The following is a 22,608-nucleotide window of genomic DNA, read 5'->3' on the forward strand; positions in this document are numbered from 1 at the left end:
GATGATCGTCCGCGTCGTGACGACCGTCCGTACCGTGACCGCGATGACCGCGGTGGCGACCGTGGTGGCTTCCGCCGTGACGACCGTCCGGCCGGCGGTGGCTTCCGCCGCGACGACCGCCCCTCCGGCGGCTTCAACCGCGACCGCGGTGACCGTGGCGAGCGCGGCGGTGACCGTGGCGGTTTCCGCCGCGATGACCGCGGTGGCGACCGCGGCGGCTACCGCCGGGACGACCGCCAGGGTGGCTTCCGCCGCGACGACCGTCGGGATGACCGGGGCGGCGACCACGGCCGTCGGGACTACGACGACCGCCGTGGCAACTACGAGCCGGTCAAGCGCCTGCCGATCCCGGAGGACGTCACCGGCTTCGAGCTGGACGCGGACGTGCGCCAGGAGCTCAAGAGCCTGCCCAAGACGCTCGCGGACGACGTCGCCCGCAACCTCGTGATGGTGGCCCGTCTGCTCGACGGCGAGCCGGAGGAGGCCTACCAGTACTCGCGCGTCGCGCTCCGGCTGGCCTCCCGCGTCGCGGCCGTCCGCGAAGCGGCCGGGTTCGCCTCGTACATGACGCAGCGCTACTCCGAGGCGCTGACCGAGTTCCGCGCCGCCCGTCGGATGACCGGCCGCGCCGACCTGTGGCCGGTGATGGCCGACTGCGAGCGCGGTCTGGGCCGTCCGGAGCGGGCGCTGGCGATGGCCGGTGAGCCCGAGGTGAAGCAGCTGGACAAGGCCGGCCAGGTCGAGATGCGTCTGGTCGCGGCGGGTGCCCGCAGCGACATGGAGCAGTTCGACGCCGCCGTCGTGACCCTGCAGAGCCCGGAGCTGGCCTCCAGCGCCGTGCACCCGTGGACCGCGCGGCTGCGGTACGCCTACGCCGAGGCGCTGATCGCGGCCGGCCGTGGCGACGAGGCCCGCGACTGGTTCGCCAAGGCCGCCGAGGCCGACACCGACGGTTCGACCAACGCCTCCGAGCGCCTGGCCGAGATCGACGGCGTTGAGTTCACCGACGCGCTCGACCCGGAGCTGGCCGAGGAGGAGGCCGACAAGGCCGAGGCCCCGGCGAAGAAGCGTGGCGGCGACATCGCCGACGACCGCGTGATCTTCGAGGACGAGGAGGACGTCGAGGAGTACTACGACGAGGACGACCTCGAGATCGACGAGGACTTCGACGGCGTGGTGCCCGAGCGTTCCCAGAACGCCAAGGCCGAGGACAAGGCCGAGGACAAGCCGGCCGAGCAGTCGGAGAAGGCCGAGGACAAGGGCGACGCCCAGAGCTGAGCGCCCTGACCTGGCACACCGTGAGGCCCTGCCGCTCCCTCGGGGAGCGGCAGGGCCTCACGGCGTCCAGGGCGGTCAGCCCAGGGTGAGGTTGCGCAGCACCAGCCCGGTGGCCGGCTTCGGTCCGAAGGAGGTGGACTTGCGCGGCATGGTGACGCCCTGCTCGGCGAGCCGCCGCACCACGCTCTCCCGGACCGGGTGCAGCAGGACGGCGGTGCCGCCGGTGCGGGCCGCCTCGCGTTCGGCGGCCTCGGCGGTGTGCAGGTAGCCGATGTCGTCCGGGCCGTCGGGGACGCGCCAGGTGTGGTCGAGCAGGGTGGCGTGCAGGACGGTGGCGTCCAGGTGGCGCCACTCCTCGGGCCGGCCGTGCGGCACGGTCGCGTCCAGCAGGGACTCCTCGGGCTCGCCGACCAGCCAGTAGACGCCGTCGCCGCCGGTCAGCACGAAGCCGTTGCCGCCGTGCCGCTTCTGCTCGGCGAGCGCCTGGAGCGCGGCGGGCAGCGGGCCCGGGACCTCCTTGACCTTCCAGTGGTCACCGAGCTTGTCCAGCGCCTCGGCCACCGGCAACCGGTACAGCACGCGGTGGATGGCCCGGACCCGCAGCGGGTAGCGGGCGGTGTCCACCAGGAGCACCATGCCGCGGTCCCACGGGCTGCGCGGCAGGTGGCGGTGCTCGCGCTGGAGCCGCAGGTACATCTCCCAGCGGTGGTGGCCGTCGGCGATCAGCGCCCGGCAGGTGGCCAGGTCGCGGCTGATCTCGGCGATCTCGTCGGGGTCGGTGACCGCCCACAGGCGGTGGTGGGTGCCGTCGCTGGTGGCGGTGGAGAGCAGCGGCTCGCCCTCGACCGTCTGCTCGAGGACGCCCGAGGCACCGCCGCCGCCGCGGTAGGTGAGCAGCAGCGGTTCGAGGTTGGCCCGGGTGGTGCGCATCAGGCCGACCCGGTCGGCGACCGGCCGGGGCATGACGTCCTCGTGCGGGAGGACCACGCCGGCCTCGGGCCCGCTCACCGCGAGGGCACCGATCAGGCCGCGCTGGAGCAGCTCGGGGGAGTCGCCGGTGGCGGGCACCCTCTGCTCGTAGACGTAGATCGCGGGGAGCGGGTCGGGGGCGAGCACGCCCTCGCGCTGCCAGGCGGCCAGCAGCCGGGCGGCGTGCCGGTACTTGGTGTCGCGGTCGGGGCGGTCACCGGCGTCCTCGGGCTCGGGCCGGGGCAGGATCAGCCGGACCACGTTGAACGGGTCGGCGGTCTCCAGGTCGAGCCGGCGCCCCGGGTCGACGACGTCGTACGGCGGGGACATCACCGCGGCCAGCGCGCCGACCCGGTCGGGGACGTAGCGCAGGCCCCGGAAGGGGGACAGGGACAGGCCTGCGGTGGCGACGTGCCCGGGATCGCCGGGGCCGCCCTCGGGAGTCTCGACTCCGTCTTCTGCACTGGGTGCGCTCATTCTGGGCATGGTAACCGGGTACACGTTGTTGAAAGATCTGGATACCCGTGCCGTCTCGTGGGGCGGGCGAGCGATCGAGGGCGAGGTACGGCATGGACGACGGGCAGGGACGGTCGGACGGCGGCGGCCCGGGGGAGGGCGTGCCGACGGGGGGCATCCCGGCCCAGGGACGGCCCGGAGAGCCCACCGGGGACGTGTACGACTGGTTCCGCCGGGGCGCGAAACTGCTGGCCCAGGGGCATCCGGCGGCTGCCGAGCAGCTGCTCGCCCGGGCGGCGGACGCCGAGCCGCACTCGCGCAGCATCCGGGAGGCGCTGGCCCGGGCGCAGTTCGACGCCGGGTCGTACGCGGCGGCGCTGGAGAACTTCCGGGCCGTGGCGCTGGCCGATCCGGCGGACGACTACGCTCAGTTCGGGTGGGGCGTCGCGGCGGCCCGGCTGGGTGACTTCGAGACGTCCGCCGAGCACCTGGCGCTGGCCGTGGCGATGCGGCCGGAGACCGACCACTACCAGGAGGCGCTGCGGCAGACCCGGGCCACCCTGGCGGCCCGCGCCGGGGCGTTCGGCCCGCTGCTGCCCGGGGTCCCGGCCAGCGGCAGGAGTCAGGGCGGGGAGCCCGTGGCGGATGCCGGGGAGCAGGCGGGGGGAGAGCCCGAGGGTGTCAACGGCGACGCCTGAACGGGCAGGTACGAGCAGTGCAGTTGTCGAACGCGGTGAACCGCAGTGAATGAGGTAGCGCAGCCATGACCGAGACGGCCACCACCGTGCGACGCACCGCCCCCGGCGGCAGCGAGGGCCCGCTGACCGAGGCGTACGACACCGCGCTGCTGGACCTGGACGGCGTGGTCTACGCCGGCCCGCACGCGATCGAGCACGCGGTGGACTCGCTGGCGGCCGCCCGGACGGCCGGGATGCGGCTCGCGTACGTGACCAACAACGCCTCCCGCCCGCCGCGGGTGGTGGCCGAGCACCTGACCGAGCTGGGTGTGCCCGCCGAGCCGGCGGACGTCATCAACTCGGCCCAGGCGGCCGCCCGGGTGGTCGCCGAGAAGGTGCCGGCCGGGGCGAAGGTGCTGGTGGTGGGTGGTCTGGGACTGGAGGAGGCGCTGGCCGAGCGCGGGTTGGTGGCGGTCCGCTCACTGGACGAGGAGCCGCTCGCGGTGGTCCAGGGCTTCGACCCGTCGGTGGGCTGGCCGCAGCTGGCGGAGGCCGCCTACGCGGTGCGCGCCGGGCTGCCGTGGGTGGCCTCGAACACCGACATGACCGTGCCGACGGCGCGCGGGATCGCGCCGGGCAACGGGACGCTGGTCGCGGCGGTCAGGGCCGCGGCCGGGGTGGAGCCGGAGGTGGCGGGCAAGCCGCTGCCGCCGATGCACCGGGAGACGGTGCTGCGGACCGGTGCCCGGCGGCCGCTGGTGGTCGGGGACCGGCTGGACACCGACATCGAGGGCGCGTTCAACGGCGGGGTGGACAGCCTGCTGGTGTTCACCGGTGTGACTACCCCCGGGCAGTTGCTGGCGGCCCCGGTCGAGCACCGGCCGACCTACCTGGCGGCGGACCTGCGCGGCCTGCTGGTTCCGCAGCCGGCGGTGACGGCCCGGGACGGCGGCTTCGGCTGCGGCGGCTGGGTCGCGACGGCCGAGGGCGGCGAGCTGCGGCTGACCGGCACCGGGGACCGCTGGGACGGCCTGCGGGCGCTGTGCGCGGCGGCGTGGACGGCGCTGGACGCGGACGGCGGGCCGGTGGACGGACGGAAGGCGCTGGCCGAGCTCGGCTTCTGAGGCTCCCGTCCCCCGGTGGCGGTCAGAGCAGGGTGCGCAGCCGCAGCAGGTCGCGGAAGCCGGCTTCCAGCCTGACCCGGCCGCTCGCCCAGGCGGAGGCGAAGTTGAGCTTGCCGACGACCAGGGCGAGCAGGTCGTCGCTGGCCATGGTGAGCCGGATCTCCGCCTTTGCTGCGGGCGCGCCGGGCGCGGCGACGACGTCCTGGATCCGGCCCTCGCGCAGCCGGCCGGTGAAGGTCAGGTCGAGGTCGGTGATCCGGCAGCTGAGCGACCGGTCCATGGCGGCTGCCTTGCGGACGTCGCCGGTGGAGCCGGCCATGTTCCGGCTGAGCTGCTCCAGCGCCTCCCGGCACTCCTCGACGTTCGCCATGGCGGTGGCTCCATCCCCAGGTCACTACGGTGCTCTGACTGCCGGGCCACGGTACCTCAGGAGGGTTTTGGCGGTAGCGTCGTCAGTGGGATGCCCGGAAACGGCCCGGGTACCGACGGCGACGGAGCGATGCGCGCGTAGGCGCTAAGGAGGCACCCGGATGCTGCCGAGGACGGTGCGGGGAGCGGTGGCGGCCGCCGCCGTGGTGGTGGAGGAGGTCGGCAAGCGGGTCGTCGAGACGGCGTCCGCAGTCCTGGAGAAGACCGGCGTCGACGTGGCCGAGGTCGAGCGCAAGCTCGGCGGGCAGTTCCCGCCGTCCGCCAAGACGCTGCAGACGATGGCGGAGGAGGCCGTGACCGCCGGGCGGGCCGGGGTGGACCTGGCGGTCGGGGTGGCGCGCAACGAGGTGGAGAAGGCCTTCGAGCGGGTCGGCGACCAGGTGACCAAGGTCGGCGTGGTGCTGGCGTACCTGGAGAGCAAGCTGCGCGAGATCGAGGAGGAGCCGGCCGCGGCGAAGCCCGGACCGGACCCGTACGAGGCGGTGGCGGAGGAGCCGGCGCCCGCGCCGCGGGCGGACGACCTGTTCGGACGCGGCTGGGAGTATGAGAGCGAGCGCCCGGCGGGGGAGCCGATAGTGGCCGAGCGGGTGGAGGTGGACGAGCCGGTCGAGGTCGATCCGCCGGTGCCGCCCGCGCCGCGGGCCGGGGCGCGGGAGCCGCGTACGGCGGACGCGGCGCAGGCTCCGGTGGCCGGGGAGCCGGTGGCCGCGAAAAAGGCGACGGCGAAGACGGCGACGGCCGGGAAGGCTGCCGCGAGGAAGACGACGGCCGGAAAGGCCGCCGCGAAGAAGACCACCGCCGCGAAGAAGACCACCGCCGCCAAGAAGGCCACGGCCAAGAAGGCCACGGTCAAGAAGACCGCCACCGCGAAGCAGCCGGACGCCCAGCCAAAGGCCCCCGCCAAGCGCACGGCGACGAAGAGGACCACCGTCCGCAAGGCCACCAGTTCGAAGAAGCCCGATGCCCGAGACGAGCCCGATGCCCGGAACAAGTGAGCCCAGCCCGCAGGTCGGGCCGCTCGGCGTTGAACTGCTGCCCACCGGCCACCCCGGGGTGGACGCCGGGCTGGCCCGGCTGGAGGCCTTGGACGGGGTCCCCGCCGAGGCACACGTCGCGGTGTACGAAGATGTTCACCAGCGGCTCGCTGACACGCTGGCCGCACTCGACCAGGAATGACCCGCAGGACCCGTAGGAGCTGAAGCACCAGTGGCAGTGGCACGACGCCGACTCGACGCGGAGCTGGTCCGCCGCAAGCTGGCCCGGTCGCGTGAGCACGCGTCCGAGCTGATCGCGGCCGGCCGGGTGACCGTCGGCGGCACCACCGCGACCAAGCCGGCCACCCAGGTGGAGACCTCGGCGGCGGTCGTGGTGGCCAAGGACGACAACGATCCCGACTACGTCTCGCGCGGCGGCCACAAGCTGGCCGGGGCGTTCGCGGCCTTCGTGCCGCAGGGCCTGGTGGTCGAGGGCCGCCGGGCGCTGGACGCGGGTGCCTCCACCGGCGGCTTCACCGACGTGCTGCTGCGGGCCGGGGCCGCCCACGTGCTGGCGGTGGACGTCGGCTACGGGCAGCTCGCCTGGTCGCTGCAGAGCGACGAGCGGGTCACGGTGATGGACCGCACCAACGTGCGCGAACTGACCCGGGACGCGATCGGCGGCACCCCGGTCGACCTGGTGGTCGGCGACCTGTCCTTCATCTCGCTGGGCCTGGTGCTGCCGGCGCTGGCCGCCTGCGCGGCGGAGGACGCGGACCTGGTGCTGATGGTCAAGCCGCAGTTCGAGATCGGCAAGGAGCGCCTGGGCAGCGGCGGGGTGGTGCGCAGCCCGCAGCTGCGCGCCGAGATGGTGCGCCAGGTGGCGGGGCAGGCCTGGGAGCTCGGGCTGGGCGTGCGGGCGGTCACCGCGAGCCCGCTGCCGGGGCCGTCCGGGAACGTCGAGTACTTCCTCTGGATGCGCCGGGACGCCCCGCAGCTGGACCCCGCGGAGGCGGACCGGGCCGTGGCGGAGGGGCCCCGGTAGGTAGGGTGCTCTGCGAGCGTCCGGCCCGTCATGCTGTATGGCGCGGCCGCACCGGGCCAAGGGCGCCCCGGGCAGGCGTAGGGAGAGGGCAGCGGCATGAGCGATGAAGAACGTACGGTCTTCCTGATCGCGCACACCGGCCGGGAGGCGGCGCTGCGCAGCGTCGAGGGCCTGGTGCACGGGCTGCTGAAGGCGGGGCTCCGGATCAGACTGCTGGAGGCCGAGGCGGTGGACCTCGACCTGCCGGACGGGGTCGAGAAGGTGGCCGAGGGGCCGGGGGCGGCGGACGGCTGCGAGCTGATCCTGGTCGCCGGCGGCGACGGGACGCTGCTGCGCGGTGCCGAGCTGGCGCGCTCGCACGGGCTGCCGATGCTGGGGATCAACCTCGGCCGGGTCGGCTTCCTGGCCGAGGCCGAGCGGGACGACCTGGCCGTGGTGGTCGAGCGGGTGGTGGACGCCGACTACGAGGTCGAGGAGCGGATGACGATCGACGTGATCGTCCGCACCAACGGCGATGTGGTCCACCAGGACTGGGCGTTGAACGAGGCGTCCATCGAGAAGGCGTCCCGGGAGCGGATGCTGGAGGTGGTGACCGAGGTGGACGGCCGCCCGGTCTCCAACTTCGGCTGCGACGGGGTGGTCTGCGCGACGCCGACCGGCTCGACCGCGTACGCGTTCTCCGGCGGCGGGCCGGTGGTGTGGCCGGAGGTGGAGGCGCTGCTGATGGTGCCGATCTCCGCGCACGCGCTGTTCGCCCGGCCGCTGGTGACCTCGCCGGACTCGGTGCTGGCGGTCGAGGTGCAGCCCAAGACCCCGCACGGGGTGCTCTGGTGCGACGGGCGGCGCTCGGTCGAACTGCCCGCCGGGGCGCGGGTGGAGGTGCGTCGGGGGCAGACGCCGGTGCGGCTGGCCAGACTGCACCGGGCGCCGTTCACCGACCGGCTGGTGGCCAAGTTCGCGCTCCCGGTGACGGGTTGGCGCGGGCGGTCGAACACCGGGCACTGAGGCGGCGGTTGACTGACCGTCAGACCGCCAGCGGCTGGGCCTCGTCGGCCGAGCCGAGCCGGCCGCCCGCCGCCGCGCGGGCGGCCACCGCGGCGAGCCGCTCGACGGCCGCGGGCACGGCCGCCGCGGGCACGGTGAGCGGCAGCCGGACGTGGTGCTCGAAGGCGCCGTCCGAGCCGAACCGGTTGCCGGAGGCGATCCGGATCCCGGCACGCTCCCCGGCCTGGGCCAGTGCCGCGCCGGACAGGCCGTCGGTGGAGACCCACAGCGCCAGGCCGCCGGGCGGCATCGGGAAGTCCCAGCCGGGCAGGTGCCCGGGCAGCGCGGCGGCGAAGGCGTGCGCGGTGGCCCGCAGCCGGTCCAGCTGGTGGGCCCGGACGGCCTGGAGCGGCTCGCCCATCAGCTCGGCGGCGATCAGCTGGTCGAGCACCGGGGTGCCGACGTCGCTGTAGACCCGCTCGGTGGCCAGCCGGCGCACGAGCGCGGGCGCCGCGCGGACCCAGCCGATCCGCAGGCCGCCCCAGAGCAGCTTGCCGGCCGAGCCGACGGTGACCACCTGGGCGGCGCGGTCCAGCGCCGCCATCGGGCGTGGCAGCGGCGTGGACTGCGGCACGCCCCAGCCGAGTTCGGCGGTGGTCTCGTCGACCAGCACGACGCTCCCGGCGGCCCGGGCGGCGGCCAGCAGCTCGCGGCGCTGCTCCTCGTCGATCAGGGCGCCGGTGGGGTTGTGGAAGTCCGGGATGACGTAGGCGACCTTCGGCGCGGCGCCGCGCAGCACCCGCTGCCACTCCTCCAGGTCCCACTGTTGCTCGCCCGCTCGCCTCCGGGCGCTCGGACCCGGTGCCGACGCTCTCCCCCAGCCTGGCGGCTGGGCGGTGCCCCCACGCTCCGGCACTCCCTCCTTCGTCGGTCGCTGGTCGCTCATCGCTTTCGGCACCGGCGCGCCCTTCGGCTCGGGGCGGGACCCGGGACCCCAGCTGTACGGCACCGGCACCAGGCGCGCCCCGGTGAGGCGCAGGGCCTGCAGGGTGTGGGCGTAGCTGGGGGCCTCGACGGCGACCCGGTCGCCGCGGCCGATCAGCACCCGCTGGACCAGGTGCAGGCCGCCCATCGCGCCGGTGGTGATGAGGATCTGGTCGGGGGTGGTGGGCAGCCCGCGCTCGGTGTAGCGGCGGGCGACGGCCTCGCGCAGCACCGGGACGCCGGTGGGGTAGTGGCCGTGTCCGGCGGCGTAGTGCGGGAGCAGCTCGACGGCCCGGGCGGCGGCCTGCCCGATCCAGGGCTGCGGGGCCGGCAGCGCGGCGACGCCGAGGTCCAGGGTGCCGCCCTGCTCGTCCGGCGGGACGGGATGCAGGGCGTCGCTGGGCGGCGGGGCGCCCTCGGGCAGGGCGGTCCAGCTGCCGGCGCCGCGGCGGCTGAGCAGGTAGCCGTCGCCGCGCAGGGTCTCGTACGCGGTGGCGACGGTGGTGCGGCTGAGCTCCAGGGCGGAGGCGAGCTCGCGTTCGGCGGGCAGCCGGGCGCCGACCGGCAGCCGGCCCTCGGTGACCAGCAGCCGGATCTGGCCGGCGAGGGTGCGGTAGGCGGGGCGGCGCGCGGCGGCCGGCTCGGGGAGCCGGACGGTGGCGAGCAGCCGGGCCAGTGCGGGCGGGGTGACGGTGGTGTGCCAGTCGGCCATGCGCCCACCTCGCTTCGCTCGGCAGGCGCTTCGCGCAACCCGCACCTCTTTGATGATGAGCTCGCTTCGCTCGCTCATCAGTCCACTTGCTCGAAATTGGCCCTGGAAGGGGTCTATTTGGCCTGCTCATCATGGCAGGGCGGCCGTCAAGCCGCCACCGCCGGGGTCGCCCCGGGGTGCGGCACCACCCGCAGGAGCACCAATTGGCCACCACGACCACGACCCCGCCCGCCCCCGGGCCGACCCGGCCGGGCCCGGTCGTACGGATCCTCGGCGACACCCACGCGCTGGGCCGCCGGCTCCCGCAGCTCGCCGTCGGCCTGGTCCTGTACGGCGTGAGCATGGCGCTGATGCTCCGCTCCGGCCTCGGTCTCGACCCCTGGACGTCTTCCACCAGGGCCTGCAGCGGGTGATCGGCCTCACCGTGGGCGCCTGGGTGACCATCTGCGGCGCCCTCGTGCTGCTGCTGTGGATCCCGCTGCGCCAGCGCCCGGGCCTGGGCACCGTCGCCAATGTGCTGATGATCGGCGCGGCCATGGACCTCACCCTGCGGCTGGTCGGCGGCCCCGCGGGACTGCCCGCCCGGATCGCGCTGATGGCCGCCGCGGTCGTGCTCAACGGCCTGGCCTCCGGCCTCTACATCGGCGCCCGCTTCGGCCCCGGCCCGCGCGACGGCCTGATGACCGGCCTGCACCGGCGCACCGGTCGCTCGCTGCGGCTGGTGCGCACCGGCATCGAGGTCACCGTGCTGGCGGCCGGTGTCCTGCTGGGCGGCACCGCCGGGGTCGGCACGGTCGTGTACGCGCTGGCCATCGGCCCGCTGGTACAGCTGTTCCTGCCCGTGTGCACCGCATCGCAGGCCAAGGACACCCCGCCGCAAACGTCCCGGAAGGGATGAACTTTCGGGCACGGAGTTGCCGCACACCGTTGCCGCTCGTCGCGCTCCGGGGGCGGAACCTCGTAAGGTCGTCTCCGTGTTGGACGAGATGCGGATACGGGATCTTGGGGTCATCGACGACGCGGTGGTCGAACTGGCCCCCGGCTTCACCGCCGTGACCGGTGAGACCGGCGCCGGCAAGACCATGGTCGTCACCAGCCTCGGCCTGCTGCTCGGCGGCCGCGCCGACCCGGGCCTGGTGCGCAACGGCTCCGGACGCGCCGTCGTGGAGGGCCGGCTGGAACTGCCCGCCGGCTCCCCGGTAGCGGCCCGCGCCGTCGAGGCCGGGGCGGAACTGGACGACGGCGCCCTGCTGATCAGCCGGACCGTCTCCGCCGAGGGCCGCTCCCGGGCCCACGTCGGCGGACGGGCCGTCCCGGTCGGGCTGCTCGCCGAGCTCGGCGAGGACCTGATCGCGGTGCACGGCCAGACCGACCAGCAGCGGCTGCTGCGCCCGGCCCGCCAGCGCGGCGCGCTGGACCGGTACGCGGGCGAGGCGGTGGCCGAGCCGCTGGCCCGCTACCGGGAGACCTACCGCGCCCTGCGCGAGGTCTCGGCCACCCTGGAGGAGCTGACCACCCGGGCCCGCGAGCGCGCCCAGGAGGCCGACCTGCTGCGCTTCGGCCTGGACGAGATCGCCGCCGCCGAGCCGGTGGCCGGGGAGGACGTCGAGCTGGCCGCCGAGGCCGAACGGCTCGGCCACGCCGACGCGCTGTCCTCCGCCGCGACCCTCGCCCACGCCGCCCTGGCCGGCGACCCGGCCGACCCGGAGGCGCTGGACGCGGGCACCCTGCTCGCCCAGTCCCGCCGCGCCTTGGACGCCGTGCGCCACCACGACGAGCGGCTGGCCGCCCTCGCGGACCGGCTGAACGAGGTCGGCTACCTGCTGGCCGACGTGGCCGGGGACCTGGCCGGCTACGCCGACGACCTGGACGCCGACCCGGTGCGCCTGGCCGCCGTCGAGGACCGCCGGGCCGTGCTGGCCCAGCTGCTGCGCAAGTACGGCGGCGAGGAGAACACCCTCGCCGAGGTGATCGCCTGGGCCGAGGTCGGGACCGCCCGGCTCACCGAACTCGACGGCGACGACGACCGGATCGACCGGCTCGGCGCCCAGGAGACCGAGCTGCGGACCGAGCTGGCCGAGCTGGCGGCCGAGGTGTCGGCCGCCCGGCGGGCTGCCGCCGGCCGCTTCGCCGAGGCCGTCTCCGCCGAACTCGCCGAACTGGCCATGCCGCACGCCCGGGTGACCTTCTCGATCACCCAGGTCGACGACCTGGCCGGGATCGAGGTCGACGGCCGCACCGTCACGTACGGGCCGCACGGCGTGGACGAGGTCGAGGTGCTGCTCGCCCCGCACCCGGGCGCCCAGCCGCGCCCGATCGCCAAGGGTGCCTCCGGCGGTGAGCTGTCCCGTGTGATGCTCGCCGTCGAGGTGGTCTTCGCGGGCGCCGACCCCGTCCCCACCTACCTGTTCGACGAGGTGGACGCAGGCGTCGGCGGCAAGGCCGCGGTCGAGATCGGCCGCCGACTGGCCAAACTGGCCGAAACCGCCCAGGTCGTGGTGGTCACCCACCTCCCGCAGGTCGCCGCCTTCGCTGACCGGCACCTGGTGGTGGAGAAGACCAGCGACGGCACCGTGACCCGCTCCGGCGTCAAGGTGCTGAACGACGAGGAGCGGGTGCGCGAACTCTCCCGGATGCTGGCCGGCCTGGAGGACTCGGAGCTGGGCCGCGCCCACGCCGAGGAGCTGCTGGCCACCGCCCGGGCCCCGCGCCAGCGTTAGAGCCTGTCCGGTGGGTTTCGTCGGACCCGGCGAGGATCCGCCGGACAGGCCCTGAGCCGGTCGCTCCGTCGGGTCCGGCGGCCCTCGCGGCACCACGACGCGCCCTGGTGGCGCCGACTGTCCAAGAGGGCCGCGGACCTGGCATGGTGGCGGCTGGACACTGGCTTTCCAGTCCCGAGTGCCGCCGGGCGGGCAATCCTCGCGAAGCGGCGCGCGAACCTGATCGAGTCGGATGCGAGACGACGTGGACCATTCCGCCGCCCGGGCCACCGCGGCCGCCCCGGAACCGGGGCAGCTGCGCGTGGTGCTCGTCCTGGCCGCCAGCACCGGCGGCATCGGTGCGCACGTGCGCTCCCTGGCCCAGGGCCTGGTCGCGCACGGGGTGATCGTCACGGTATGCGCGCCGGCGGGCACGGACGCGCTGTTCGGCTTCTCCCGCACCGGCGCCCGGTTCCACACCGTCGACATCACCCCCACCGCGGGCGCCCGCAGCGACGCCACCGCGATCGGCGAGCTGCGCCGGGCCTTCACCGGCGCCGACCTGGTGCACGCCCACGGGCTGCGCGCCGGGCTGCTCTCGGACCTCGCGCTGCGCACCGCCGGCCGCTTCCCGGGCCTGCGCCCGGAGACCCCGCTGGTGGTCACCTCGCACCACGCGCTGCTGGCCACCGGCATGGAGCGCCGGCTGCAGCGGCTGATGGAGCGCCGGGTGGCGCGCGCCGCCGACCTCGTCCTCGGCGCCTCCTCCGACCTGGTCGCCCGGGCCCGCGAACTGGGCGCCACCGACGCCCGGCTGGGCCCGGTGGCCGCCCCGCCGATGCCCGAGGGCCGGCTCGGCCGCCCCGAGGCGCGCGCCGCGCTGCTCGGCGACGGCCCGGACCGCCCGCTGGTGCTGGCGGTCGGCCGGCTCGTCCCGCAGAAGGCCTTCGGGCTGCTGCTGGACGCCGCCCGGGAGCTGTCCGCGCTGGACCCGGAGCCGCTGGTGCTGCTCGCCGGGGACGGCCCGGAGGCGGGCCCGCTGCGCGAGCGGGTGACCACCGAGAAACTGCCGGTGCGCCTGCTCGGCTACCGCACCGACGTGCCCGACCTGTTGGCCGCCGCCGACGTGGTGGTGGTCTCCAGCCGCTGGGAGGCCCGCTCGCTGGTGGTCCAGGAGGCGATGCGGGCCGGTGTGCCGGTGGTCGCCACCGCCGTCGGCGGCATCCCCGAGCTGGTCGGTGACGCCGCCGTGCTGGTGCCCCCGGGCGACCCGGCGGCGATCGGACGGGCGGTGCGCGGGGTGCTGGCCGACCCGGCCCGCCGCGAGCAGTTGGTGGCGGCGGGCCGGCAACAGGCCGAGACCTGGCCGGACGAGGCCGCCACCGTCGCGCAGGTGCTCAGCACCTACGACGAGTTGGTGCAGGGTTCCTAGACGGTCGCCTGCTCGACCCGGTCGGCGGCCGGGCCGTCCGGCTGGGCCGACAGGTAGGCGGCGCCGCAGGCGGTCAGCCGCAGGGCGGTGTCGATCAGCGGGACGTGGCTGAAGGCCTGCGGGAAGTTGCCGACCTGGCGCTTGAGCCGCGGGTCCCACTCCTCGGCCAGCAGCCCGAGGTCGTTGCGCAGCGAGAGCAGCTTGTCGAACAGCTCGCGGGCCTCCTGCACCCGGCCGATCATGGCCAGGTCGTCGGCCAGCCAGAACGAGCAGGCCAGGAAGGCGCCTTCGTGGCCGGACAGGCCGTCCACGTTGTTCCCCGACTCGTCGTGGGTCGGGTAGCGCAGGACGAACCCGTCCTCGGTGGACAGTTCGCGCTGGATCGCCTCGATGGTGCCGATCACCCGCTTGTCGTCCGGCGGCAGGAAGCCCACCTGCGGGATGAGCAGCAGCGAGGCGTCCAGCTCCTGGCCGCCGTAGTACTGGGTGAAGGTGTTGCGCTCGGGGTCGTAGCCCTTCTCGCAGACGTCCCGGTGGATGGTCTCGCGCAGTTCGTGCCAGCGCTCCAGGTGGCCGTCGGAGGGGGCGTCCTCGGGGGTCTGCTCCAGCAGCTTGATGGTGCGGTCGACGGCGACCCAGGCCATCACCTTGGAGTGGACGAAGTGCCGGCGCGGGCCTCGGACCTCCCAGATGCCCTCGTCGGGGTTCTGCCAGTGGTCCTCCAGGTACTCGATCAGGCGCAGCTGGAGGTGGTGGGCGTGGTCGTTGCGCACCAGGCCGGTCATGTGGGCCAGGTGCAGGGCCTCCACGACCTCGCCGTAGACGTCGAGTTGGAGCTGTCCGGCGGCGCCGTTGCCGACCCGGACGGGCTGGGAGCCCTCGTAGCCGGGCAGCCAGTCCAACGAGGACTCGGTGAGCTCGCGCTCGCCGGCGATGCCGTACATGATCTGCAGGTTCTCCGGGTCACCGGCCACCGCCCGCAGCAGCCACTCGCGCCAGGCGCGGGCCTCCTCGCGGTAGCCGGTGCGCAGCAGCGAGGAGAGGGTGATCGCGGCGTCGCGCAGCCAGGTGTAGCGGTAGTCCCAGTTGCGCTCGCCGCCGACGTCCTCCGGCAGGGAGGTGGTGGGGGCGGCGACGATGCCGCCGGTGGGGGCGTAGGTGAGGCCCTTGAGGGTGATCAGCGAGCGGATCACGGCCTCGCGGTAGGGGCCCTGGTAGGTGCACTGGTCGGCCCAGTCGTGCCAGAAGTCGGCGGTGGCGTCGAGCATCGCCTCGGCGTCCGGGACGGCCGGGGGGTCGAGGTGGGAGGCCTGCCAGGTGAGCGCGAAGGCGATCCGCTCGCCGGCCGTGACGGTGAAGTCGGCGTAGGTGGTGAGGTTGCGCCCGTAGGTGTCGGCCTCGCCGTCCAGCCAGACCGAGTCGGGCCCGGCGACGGCGACGGTGCGGTGGCCGCCGTCGGCCTGCTCGACCCGGTGCACCCAGGGGACGATCCGGCCGTACGAGAAGCGCATCCGCAGGGCCGAGCGCATTCGCACGGTGCCGGCCACGCCCTCGACGATCCGGATCACCTGGGGGACGGCGTCGCGGCCGGCCAGCGGGCGGGGCGGCATGAAGTCGATCACCCGGACGGTGCCGCCCTGGGCGTCCCACTCCTGCTCCAGGATCAGCGAGTCGCCCCGGTAGCGGCGCCGCTCGGCGGGTACGGCGGGGGCGGCGGCGGTGGCCGGGGGGACGCGCAGGTCGGCGTTGTCGGCGAAGCGGGTCCGGCCGTCGGCCCCGGCAGGTGCGGTGGCGGGAGCGGGGACCTCGGCCGCGACGGCTTCGGCCGGGCCGATCCGCCAGAAGCCGTGTTCATCGGTGCCGAGGAGGCCGGCGAACACCGCCGGCGAGTCGAAGCGGGGAAGGCAGAGCCAGTCCACCGCCCCGTCCCTGCTGACCAGGGCAGCGGTCTGCATGTCCCCGATGAGTGCGTAGTCCTCGATACGGCCGGCCACGTGGATCTCCAGTTCGCAATGTGGTCAGGGCATCGGCGAACGGGGGAGCGAGCGGTCTGCGGGGCCGGAGGTTCACCCCGGGACGTCCGGCCCGCCGGGGGGTGGTGGCGGGCCTTGCTGGAGTGTCCGCGCGGGGCTCGGTGGAGCCCCTGAGGTGGGTGGGGAGGAGCTGGAATACGGGGAGGTCCGGTCGCGCATCGGGGACCGGGAGTGTCCTGACGCTCCCACGCCCTCCGCGTGCTCGTGCTGTCGCGATGCGTCCGTGCAGCTTACGACGGACGAAAGGGGCGAAGCACGCGGACGCTGCCCCGTGTGGCGCCGCAATTCGGCGGAAATGCCGTGCATTGCGGAGGCGGGGCGCAGGATGGTCCGGAAGGATCACCTCCGGGTGGTCGTAACGGAGGAGCTGGCATGGCCCGGACGGATGCCGAGGGCTGGCCCGGTCCGGCCGGTCGTGCGACCGGTGTGACCCGTGCGGCTGATGGTGCGCCGGTGGTGCGCCAGGCGCACGCTCCCGGAGCGCCGCGCGGGCCGAACGGCATCCAGGCCAGGTCACTGATACCCTGGTATCCCGTGGACCGGCGGGATCAAACGCCCCGGACCAGCCGAACCGACGACCCTTCGAGCGCCGCGCACCGAGCCGGCCTCCCGTCGCCCGGCGGGCCGCGAGCCTCCCGCCCACGTCACCTTCGACACGCGACCCACGGGAGCCCCCTCTTGGCACAGCCCCACTCCGGCAAGGCAGCGAACGGCCGCGCCGTGACGACCAAGCACCTCTTCGTCACCGGGGGTGTCGCCTCTTCGCTCGGCAAGGGGCTGACCGCCTCCAGCCTCGGCGCGCTGCTCAAGGCCCGCGGCCTGCGCGTGACGATGCAGAAGCTCGACCCGTACCTCAACGTGGACCCGGGCACCATGAACCCGTTCCAGCACGGTGAGGTCTTCGTCACCGACGACGGTGCCGAGACGGACCTGGACATCGGTCACTACGAGCGGTTCCTGGACACCAACCTGCACGGCTCGGCGAACGTCACCACCGGCCAGGTGTACTCGACCGTCATCGCCAAGGAGCGCCGCGGCGAGTACCTGGGCGACACCGTCCAGGTCATCCCGCACATCACCAACGAGATCAAGTCCCGGATCCGCCGGATGGCGACCGAGGACGTCGACGTGGTGATCACCGAGGTCGGCGGCACCGTCGGCGACATCGAGTCGCTGCCGTTCCTGGAGGCCGTCCGCCAGGTCCGCCACGAGGTCGGCCGGGACAACGTGTTCTTCGTGCACGTCTCCCTGCTGCCGTACATCGGCCCCTCGGGCGAGCTGAAGACCAAGCCCACCCAGCACTCCGTCGCTGCGCTGCGCAACATCGGCATCCAGCCCGACGCGATCGTGCTGCGCGCCGACCGCGAGGTCCCGCAGGCGATCAAGCGCAAGATCTCGATGATGTGCGACGTGGACGAGGAGGCCGTGGTCGCGGCCATCGACGCCAAGTCGATCTACGACATCCCCAAGGTGCTGCACGGCGAGGGCCTGGACGCCTACGTGGTGCGCCGCCTCGACCTGCCGTTCCGCGACGTGGACTGGACCACCTGGGACGACCTGCTGCGCCGCGTCCACGAGCCGCAGCACATCGTCAGGGTCGCCCTGGTCGGCAAGTACATCGACCTGCCGGACGCCTACCTGTCGGTGACCGAGGCGCTGCGCGCCGGCGGCTTCGCCAACAACGCCCGGGTCGAGATCAAGTGGGTCACCTCGGACGACTGCGAGACGCCCGAGGGCGCCCAGGCGCAGCTCGGCGACGTGGACGCGATCTGCATCCCCGGCGGCTTCGGCGACCGCGGCGTCAACGGCAAGGTCGGCGCGATCACCTACGCCCGCGAGAACAAGGTCCCGCTGCTGGGCCTGTGCCTGGGCCTGCAGTGCGTGGTCATCGAGGCGGCCCGCAACCTGGCCGGCCTGCCCGAGGCCAACTCCACCGAGTTCGACGCCGCCGCCAAGCACCCGGTCATCTCCACCATGGCCGAGCAGCTGGCCATCGTCGACGGCAAGGGCGACCTGGGCGGCACCATGCGCCTGGGCCTGTACCCGGCCAAGCTCGCCGAGGGCTCGATCGTCCGCGAGGTCTACGGCGGCGAGCAGTACGTCGAGGAGCGCCACCGCCACCGCTACGAGGTCAACAACGCCTACCGCGCGGACCTGGAGAAGACCGGCCTGCAGTTCTCGGGCCTCTCGCCCAAGGGGGACCTGGTCGAGTACGTCGAGTACCCGCGCGAGGTGCACCCGTACCTGGTGGCCACCCAGGCCCACCCGGAGCTGAAGTCCCGCCCGACCCGCCCGCACCCGCTGTTCGCGGGCCTGGTCAAGGCCGCCATCGACATCAAGACCGCGGCTTCCGCGTAGTTTTCCTCTCTTCGGCCTCGGTCGTTCACCGGACGGCGGCCCCGCGATTCCCGCGGGGCCGCCGTCCGGCGTTAGATTGTGTCGCACTGACGAAAAGGGGAGAGCGATGGACGAGCAGAGCGACCAGGTGATCGCCGACGTGGCCGAGGAGTGGGAGGTCCGCGGCAGCGCGACGCCGTTCCAGGGCAAGGTCACCGGTGTGCGCAGCGAGGAGGTCCGGATGCCCGACGGCAGCTGGGCCCGGCGCGACTACCAGACCCACCCCGGCTCGGTCTCGGTGCTCGCGCTGGACGACAAGCAGCGGGTGCTGGTCCTGCGCCAGTACCGCCACCCGGTCCGCCAGCGGCTGTGGGAGCTGCCGGCCGGCCTGCTCGACGTGCCCGGCGAGAACCCGTGGCACGCCGCGCAGCGCGAGCTGTACGAGGAGGCGCACTGCAAGGCCGACACCTGGCGGATCCTCGCCGACTACTACACCTCCCCGGGCGGCACCGACGAGGCGCTGCGGATGTTCCTGGCCACCGACCTGTCGGCCGCCGAGGGCGAGCGCTACCAGGCCGAGGGCGAGGAGCAGGAGATCGAGGTCGCCTGGGTCCCGGTGCCCGAACTGATCCGGCTGATCCACGCCGGGCAGCTGCACAACCCGACCCTGATCACCGGCACCCTCGCCGTGCACGCCGCGCTCACCGCCCCGGACGGCCTGGATGGGCTGCGCCGGCCGGACTCGCCGTGGCCGGCCCGGCCCTTCGAGGCCTGAGCGCCTTTCGGGGCCTGAGCGCGTTTCGGGGCCTGGGCGTCCTTCGAGGGTGCAAGGCCGTTCGAGGTGTGGGCCGACCACCCGGGTTGATGCCTTGGGGTGATTTGCCGGTTCGTACGACCGGATGTCATCTCGGCTGAGCCGGACGGTCGAACTACGCTTCGCAGACGGGGCGCCCGTGCCGGGCCGCCTTCGCCGAGCGCCGGACGCTGACCAGCCGGACGCCGGGCGCGGGATGACGTCGGGAGTGGCACGGGTGGCGAGGAAGACGGCGACGACGGACCCCGGCCCCGACACGCCCGCGAGCGCCGTCCCCGGACTGGAGCGGCTGCCGGCCGGGCCCACGTTGTTCGTCGGGCGGCGCGCCGAACTGGCCGCGTTGCGGGCGGCCGCCGCCCGTCCGGTGAGCGGCCGCTGCCCGGTGCTGGTGCTGGCCGGGCGCCCCGGCTCCGGCCGGACCGCGCTCGCCGCCCGCTTCGCCCGTACCGTCGCCGCCGACTACCCGGACGGCGTGCTGTTCGCGCGGCTGTCCGCCCCCGACGGCGGGCGGGTGCAGCCGGGGCGCGCGGCCCGACTGCTGCTGGAGCAGCTCGACCCGCAGGCGGCCGTGCCGTTGCCCGGGGCGGTCGAGGACGGACGGGACGAGCCGGGTTGCGTGGCCCTGCGGGAGGCGCTGGCGGGGCTGCGCGTCCTGCTGGTGCTGGACGACGTGCGGGACGCCGGGCAGGTGTGGCCGCTGCTCGTCGACGAGCCCGGCTGCCTGGTGCTCGCCACCACCGCCGGGCCGCTCACCGGGATCGAGGACATCGACCCGGTGATCCTCGGCGGGCTGGACCGGCAGGCCTCCGGCGAACTGCTGGCCGACCTGGTCGGCGGCACGCGGATCTCCTGCGACCCGGTCGGCGGGGCCGACCTGGCCGAGGCCTGCGCCGCCCGGCCGGCCGCCCTGCGGCTGATGGCGGGGTGGCTGCGCGGCAACCCGGAGATCGCGGTCACGGACGCGGCGCGGGAGCTCAACCTGGTGGTGGGGGAGGAGTCGGCGGCCGCCGGTGGCAAGGGCGGCAAGGCGGGCAAGGCCGGCAGGACCGGTAGGGCCGGGGCTGCCGCCGAGGTGGGGAAGAAGAAGGAGGGCCCGCAGCAGCCGGCGGAGGACAAGGCCGCGGAACCCGCCGCCGTGCCCGAGCCGGCCGGTGACCCGTCGACCTGGGTCAGGCCGGAGCCCGAGCCGGCCGAGCCGGTGCCCGTACCCGACAACGACCCGCTGATCGGCGCGTTCACCCTGGTCTACCGCACCCTGTCGCGCGCCCAGGCGCGGATGCTGCGCACCCTCACCCTGGCCCCGGCGCAGACCGCCGACCCGCGCACCGCCTCCGCCCTGGTCGGCTGCCCGGCAGCGGAGGCCGCCGCGACGCTGGCCGCGCTCGCCGAGCGGGAGCTGCTCGGCGAGGAGGCGCCGGCCGGCGACGGCACCCCGCGCTACCGGGTGCCCGGACGGCTCTACCCGCGGCTGGTCCGGCTGCGCGAGCGGGAGGACCGGCCGGCCGAGACCGAGCTGGCCCGGGCCCGGCTGCTGGAGCGGCTGGTCCGGCTCACCGAGTCGGCCCGCGCCCTGCTCGACCCGGCGGGCGGCCCCGGGCCCGAGCCGCTGCCCGCCGCGCTGCGGCTGCGCTCGGCCGCGCACGCCCGGGACTGGCTGCTCGGCGAGCGGGAGCTGCTGCTCGGCGCGGTGGCCGACGCGATCGGCCAGGGCGACCTGGACGGATCGGCCGGGCGGCTGGTCACCGCGCTGCTGCGGTCGCTGCCGCTGACCGGCGCCGCCCCGGCCGACCTCTACCGGCTGCACGAGCTGGTGCGCACCGTCGCCGAGCGCAACGGCCGGCCCCGCCGGGCCTCGGCCGCGCTGCTCAACCTGGGGGACCTGCAGGTCGCGGCGGGCCGCTGGGAGCAGGCCGCCGCGCACTACCGGGCCGCCCTGGAGCACGCCCGTACGGTCGCGGACGAACCGCTCTGCGCCCGGGCCCTGGAGGGCGCGGCCGGTTGCCACCGGGCGCTCGGCGACGCGGTGCGCGCCGCCGACTGGTACGGGCGGGCGCTCGGGCTGCGGCAGTCGCTCGGGGACCACGCGGCGGAGGCCCGGCTGCTGGCGCGGGTGGCCGAGGCGCACACCGCGCAGCGCCGCTTCGAGGAGGCCGACCGGGAGTACCGGGCCGCGCTCGCGGTGCTGCGCCGGATCGGCGACGAACGGGGCCGGGAGGCCGTCGGGGTGGCCCTCGCGGACCTGCGGGAACGCGTCGACGCCGGGTGGTGAGGGCGCTTTCGGAGGTATCGTCGGAAGTGCCCGGTTACGACACCTAAGGCAGGTAAGCTCCGGCGGAAGCCTACGAACCTGCCAATGTGTTCGGCGAAATTATTCGATTTGGAAGGCTGACAGGCCGCCTGGGCTTCATTACACTCGAACTCAGTCGCGCAGCGATCCCCTGCCCCGGGCTGCCCGGAGGCTTCCCCACGTGCGCGTCGCCCACCGGTCTTCTCCGGTCGGGACCCCCATGGCAAGAGGACGTGTTTAGCCGTGAAGGTCGGCATCCCCCGCGAGGTCAAGAACCACGAGTACCGCGTGGCCATCACGCCCGCCGGCGTGCATGAGCTGGTCCGCAACGGACACGAGGTCTACATCGAGGACAACGCCGGTCTCGGCTCCTCGATCCCCAACGAGGAGTACGTGGCCGCCGGCGCCACCATCCTCCCCACCGCCGACGAGGTGTGGGCCACCGCCGACCTGCTGCTGAAGGTCAAGGAGCCCATCGCCTCCGAGTACCACCGGCTGCGCAAGGGGCAGACCCTCTTCACGTACCTGCACCTGGCGGCCGACCGGGCCGGTACCGACGCGCTGATCGCCTCGGGCACCACCGCCATCGCGTACGAGACCGTCCAGCTGGGCAACGGCGCGCTGCCGCTGCTCGCCCCGATGTCCGAGGTCGCCGGCCGCCTGGCCCCGCAGGTCGGCTCGTACCACCTGATGCGTCCGGCCGGCGGCCGCGGCGTGCTGCCCGGCGGCGTGCCCGGCACCCACCCGGCCAAGGCCGTCGTCATCGGCGGTGGCGTCTCCGGCTGGCACGCGGCCACCATCGCCATCGGCATGGGCTACGACGTGACCCTGCTCGACCGCGACATCAACAAGCTGCGCGAGGCCGACCGGATCTTCGGCACCAAGATCAAGGCCATCATGTCCAACTCCTTCGAGCTGGAGAAGGCCGTCCTGGACGCCGACCTGGTCATCGGCGCCGTGCTGATCCCGGGCGCCAAGGCCCCGAAGCTGGTCACCAACGAGCTGGTCTCCCGCATGAAGCCGGGCTCCGTGCTGGTCGACATCGCCATCGACCAGGGCGGCTGCTTCGAGGACTCGCACCCGACCACGCACGACGACCCGACCTTCCAGGTCCACAACTCGGTCTTCTACTGCGTGGCCAACATGCCGGGCGCCGTCCCGAACACCTCCACCTACGCGCTGACCAACGCCACCCTGCCGTACGTCATCGAGCTGGCGAACCGCGGGTGGAAGGAGGCGCTGCGTCGCGACGAGGCGCTCGCCAAGGGCCTCAACGTGCACGAGGGCCAGATCACCTTCCCGGCCGTGGCCGAGGCCTTCGGCCTGGAGTCGGTCACGCTGGAGAGCGTGCTCGCCTGAACCCCCTGACCGCTC

The 22,608-nt window shown here is 74.5% G+C and carries 17 protein-coding genes and 1 pseudogene; 14 read left to right on the forward strand and 4 right to left on the reverse strand.

The window, feature by feature from the left end; genetic code table 11:
- Positions 1-384: 384 nt before the first annotated feature.
- On the forward strand, positions 385-1,278 hold the full coding sequence (locus tag ACZ3UD_RS29905) for a tetratricopeptide repeat protein (protein WP_465594690.1): 894 nt from the start codon (positions 385-387) through the stop codon (positions 1,276-1,278).
- Between the two features lie 75 nt (positions 1,279-1,353).
- Here ACZ3UD_RS29905 and ACZ3UD_RS29910 read toward each other — a convergent pair whose 3' ends face one another.
- Positions 1,354-2,724, reverse strand: coding sequence for a DUF1015 family protein (locus ACZ3UD_RS29910; protein ID WP_465594476.1), 1,371 nt, complete (start codon positions 2,722-2,724; stop codon positions 1,354-1,356).
- Positions 2,725-2,816: 92 nt separating this feature from the next.
- Between ACZ3UD_RS29910 and ACZ3UD_RS29915 the strand changes: the two genes are divergently transcribed.
- The gene (locus ACZ3UD_RS29915) at positions 2,817-3,401 is read left to right on the forward strand and encodes a tetratricopeptide repeat protein (RefSeq protein WP_465594479.1); all 585 of its coding nucleotides are present in this window, start codon (positions 2,817-2,819) and stop codon (positions 3,399-3,401) included.
- A 65-nt stretch (positions 3,402-3,466) separates the two neighbouring features.
- On the forward strand, positions 3,467-4,504 hold the full coding sequence (locus tag ACZ3UD_RS29920; RefSeq protein ID WP_465594482.1) for an HAD-IIA family hydrolase: 1,038 nt from the start codon (positions 3,467-3,469) through the stop codon (positions 4,502-4,504).
- A 22-nt stretch (positions 4,505-4,526) separates the two neighbouring features.
- Here ACZ3UD_RS29920 and ACZ3UD_RS29925 read toward each other — a convergent pair whose 3' ends face one another.
- Positions 4,527-4,874, reverse strand: coding sequence for an alkyl sulfatase C-terminal domain-containing protein (locus ACZ3UD_RS29925; RefSeq protein WP_465594485.1), 348 nt, complete (start codon positions 4,872-4,874; stop codon positions 4,527-4,529).
- 160 nt (positions 4,875-5,034) lie between these two features.
- Between ACZ3UD_RS29925 and ACZ3UD_RS29930 the strand changes: the two genes are divergently transcribed.
- The 4 genes from ACZ3UD_RS29930 to ACZ3UD_RS29945 all read left to right on the forward strand — a co-directional run bounded on the left by ACZ3UD_RS29930 (position 5,035) and on the right by ACZ3UD_RS29945 (position 7,957).
- Positions 5,035-5,928, forward strand: a complete 894-nt coding sequence (locus ACZ3UD_RS29930; RefSeq protein WP_465594488.1) for a hypothetical protein — start codon at positions 5,035-5,037, stop codon at positions 5,926-5,928.
- Positions 5,912-6,109, forward strand: coding sequence for a hypothetical protein (locus ACZ3UD_RS29935; protein WP_465594491.1), 198 nt, complete (start codon positions 5,912-5,914; stop codon positions 6,107-6,109). The genes ACZ3UD_RS29930 and ACZ3UD_RS29935 overlap by 17 nt, the downstream gene beginning before the upstream one ends.
- A gap of 36 nt (positions 6,110-6,145) precedes the next feature.
- Positions 6,146-6,952 (forward strand): TlyA family RNA methyltransferase, encoded by an 807-nt coding sequence (locus tag ACZ3UD_RS29940; RefSeq protein WP_380610162.1) that lies wholly within the window; start codon positions 6,146-6,148, stop codon positions 6,950-6,952.
- Positions 6,953-7,048: 96 nt separating this feature from the next.
- Complete coding sequence (locus tag ACZ3UD_RS29945) at positions 7,049-7,957, forward strand: NAD kinase (protein WP_465594494.1); 909 nt, start codon at positions 7,049-7,051, stop codon at positions 7,955-7,957.
- A gap of 19 nt (positions 7,958-7,976) precedes the next feature.
- Here the strand turns inward: ACZ3UD_RS29945 and ACZ3UD_RS29950 are convergent, their stop codons facing one another.
- Complete coding sequence (locus ACZ3UD_RS29950; RefSeq protein ID WP_465594497.1) at positions 7,977-9,632, reverse strand: aminotransferase-like domain-containing protein; 1,656 nt, start codon at positions 9,630-9,632, stop codon at positions 7,977-7,979.
- A gap of 341 nt (positions 9,633-9,973) precedes the next feature.
- Here ACZ3UD_RS29950 and yczE point away from each other — a divergent pair.
- The 3 genes and pseudogenes from yczE (at position 9,974) to ACZ3UD_RS29965 (ending at position 13,763) form a co-directional block, all read left to right on the forward strand.
- Positions 9,974-10,530 (forward strand): annotated as a pseudogene (yczE, locus tag ACZ3UD_RS29955) (membrane protein YczE).
- Between the two features lie 88 nt (positions 10,531-10,618).
- Positions 10,619-12,352 carry a DNA repair protein RecN gene (gene recN / locus ACZ3UD_RS29960; RefSeq protein WP_465594693.1) on the forward strand — a complete coding sequence of 578 codons (1,734 nt, stop codon included), beginning with the start codon at positions 10,619-10,621 and terminating at the stop codon, positions 12,350-12,352.
- A gap of 232 nt (positions 12,353-12,584) precedes the next feature.
- Positions 12,585-13,763 carry a glycosyltransferase family 4 protein gene (locus ACZ3UD_RS29965; RefSeq protein WP_465594500.1) on the forward strand — a complete coding sequence of 393 codons (1,179 nt, stop codon included), beginning with the start codon at positions 12,585-12,587 and terminating at the stop codon, positions 13,761-13,763.
- Here the strand turns inward: ACZ3UD_RS29965 and ACZ3UD_RS29970 are convergent.
- On the reverse strand, positions 13,760-15,757 hold the full coding sequence (locus ACZ3UD_RS29970; protein ID WP_465594503.1) for a glycoside hydrolase family 15 protein: 1,998 nt from the start codon (positions 15,755-15,757) through the stop codon (positions 13,760-13,762). The genes ACZ3UD_RS29965 and ACZ3UD_RS29970 overlap by 4 nt on opposite strands.
- A gap of 717 nt (positions 15,758-16,474) precedes the next feature.
- Here ACZ3UD_RS29970 and ACZ3UD_RS29975 point away from each other — a divergent pair.
- The 4 genes from ACZ3UD_RS29975 (at position 16,475) to ald (ending at position 22,593) form a co-directional block, all read left to right on the forward strand.
- Positions 16,475-18,154 (forward strand): CTP synthase, encoded by a 1,680-nt coding sequence (locus ACZ3UD_RS29975; protein WP_465594506.1) that lies wholly within the window; start codon positions 16,475-16,477, stop codon positions 18,152-18,154.
- 106 nt (positions 18,155-18,260) lie between these two features.
- Positions 18,261-18,908 (forward strand): NUDIX domain-containing protein, encoded by a 648-nt coding sequence (locus ACZ3UD_RS29980; RefSeq protein ID WP_465594509.1) that lies wholly within the window; start codon positions 18,261-18,263, stop codon positions 18,906-18,908.
- A 256-nt stretch (positions 18,909-19,164) separates the two neighbouring features.
- Positions 19,165-21,216: a tetratricopeptide repeat protein gene (locus ACZ3UD_RS29985; RefSeq protein WP_465594512.1), complete on the forward strand. Its 2,052-nt coding sequence runs from the start codon at positions 19,165-19,167 to the stop codon at positions 21,214-21,216.
- Positions 21,217-21,477: 261 nt separating this feature from the next.
- Entirely contained in the window at positions 21,478-22,593 is a 1,116-nt protein-coding gene (gene ald, locus ACZ3UD_RS29990; protein ID WP_465594515.1) for an alanine dehydrogenase, read from the forward strand.
- Positions 22,594-22,608 lie beyond the last annotated feature (15 nt).

Source organism: Kitasatospora sp. NPDC023118 (genome assembly GCF_055560875.1).

Excerpts from the sequence above, each read along its gene's own strand:
- ACZ3UD_RS29965 (WP_465594500.1), top strand. The coding sequence starts at position 12,585 with ATGCGAGACGACGTGGACCATTCCGCCGCCCGGGCCACCGCGGCCGCC.
- ACZ3UD_RS29945 (WP_465594494.1), top strand. The coding sequence starts at position 7,049 with ATGAGCGATGAAGAACGTACGGTCTTCCTGATCGCGCACACCGGCCGG.
- ACZ3UD_RS29910 (WP_465594476.1), bottom strand. The coding sequence starts at position 2,724 with ATGAGCGCACCCAGTGCAGAAGACGGAGTCGAGACTCCCGAGGGCGGC.
- ACZ3UD_RS29925 (WP_465594485.1), bottom strand. The coding sequence starts at position 4,874 with ATGGCGAACGTCGAGGAGTGCCGGGAGGCGCTGGAGCAGCTCAGCCGG.
- ACZ3UD_RS29920 (WP_465594482.1), top strand. The coding sequence starts at position 3,467 with ATGACCGAGACGGCCACCACCGTGCGACGCACCGCCCCCGGCGGCAGC.
- recN (WP_465594693.1), top strand. The coding sequence starts at position 10,619 with ATGCGGATACGGGATCTTGGGGTCATCGACGACGCGGTGGTCGAACTG.
- ACZ3UD_RS29935 (WP_465594491.1), top strand. The coding sequence starts at position 5,912 with ATGCCCGGAACAAGTGAGCCCAGCCCGCAGGTCGGGCCGCTCGGCGTT.
- ACZ3UD_RS29915 (WP_465594479.1), top strand. The coding sequence starts at position 2,817 with ATGGACGACGGGCAGGGACGGTCGGACGGCGGCGGCCCGGGGGAGGGC.
- ACZ3UD_RS29930 (WP_465594488.1), top strand. The coding sequence starts at position 5,035 with ATGCTGCCGAGGACGGTGCGGGGAGCGGTGGCGGCCGCCGCCGTGGTG.
- ACZ3UD_RS29950 (WP_465594497.1), bottom strand. The coding sequence starts at position 9,632 with ATGGCCGACTGGCACACCACCGTCACCCCGCCCGCACTGGCCCGGCTG.
- ACZ3UD_RS29980 (WP_465594509.1), top strand. The coding sequence starts at position 18,261 with ATGGACGAGCAGAGCGACCAGGTGATCGCCGACGTGGCCGAGGAGTGG.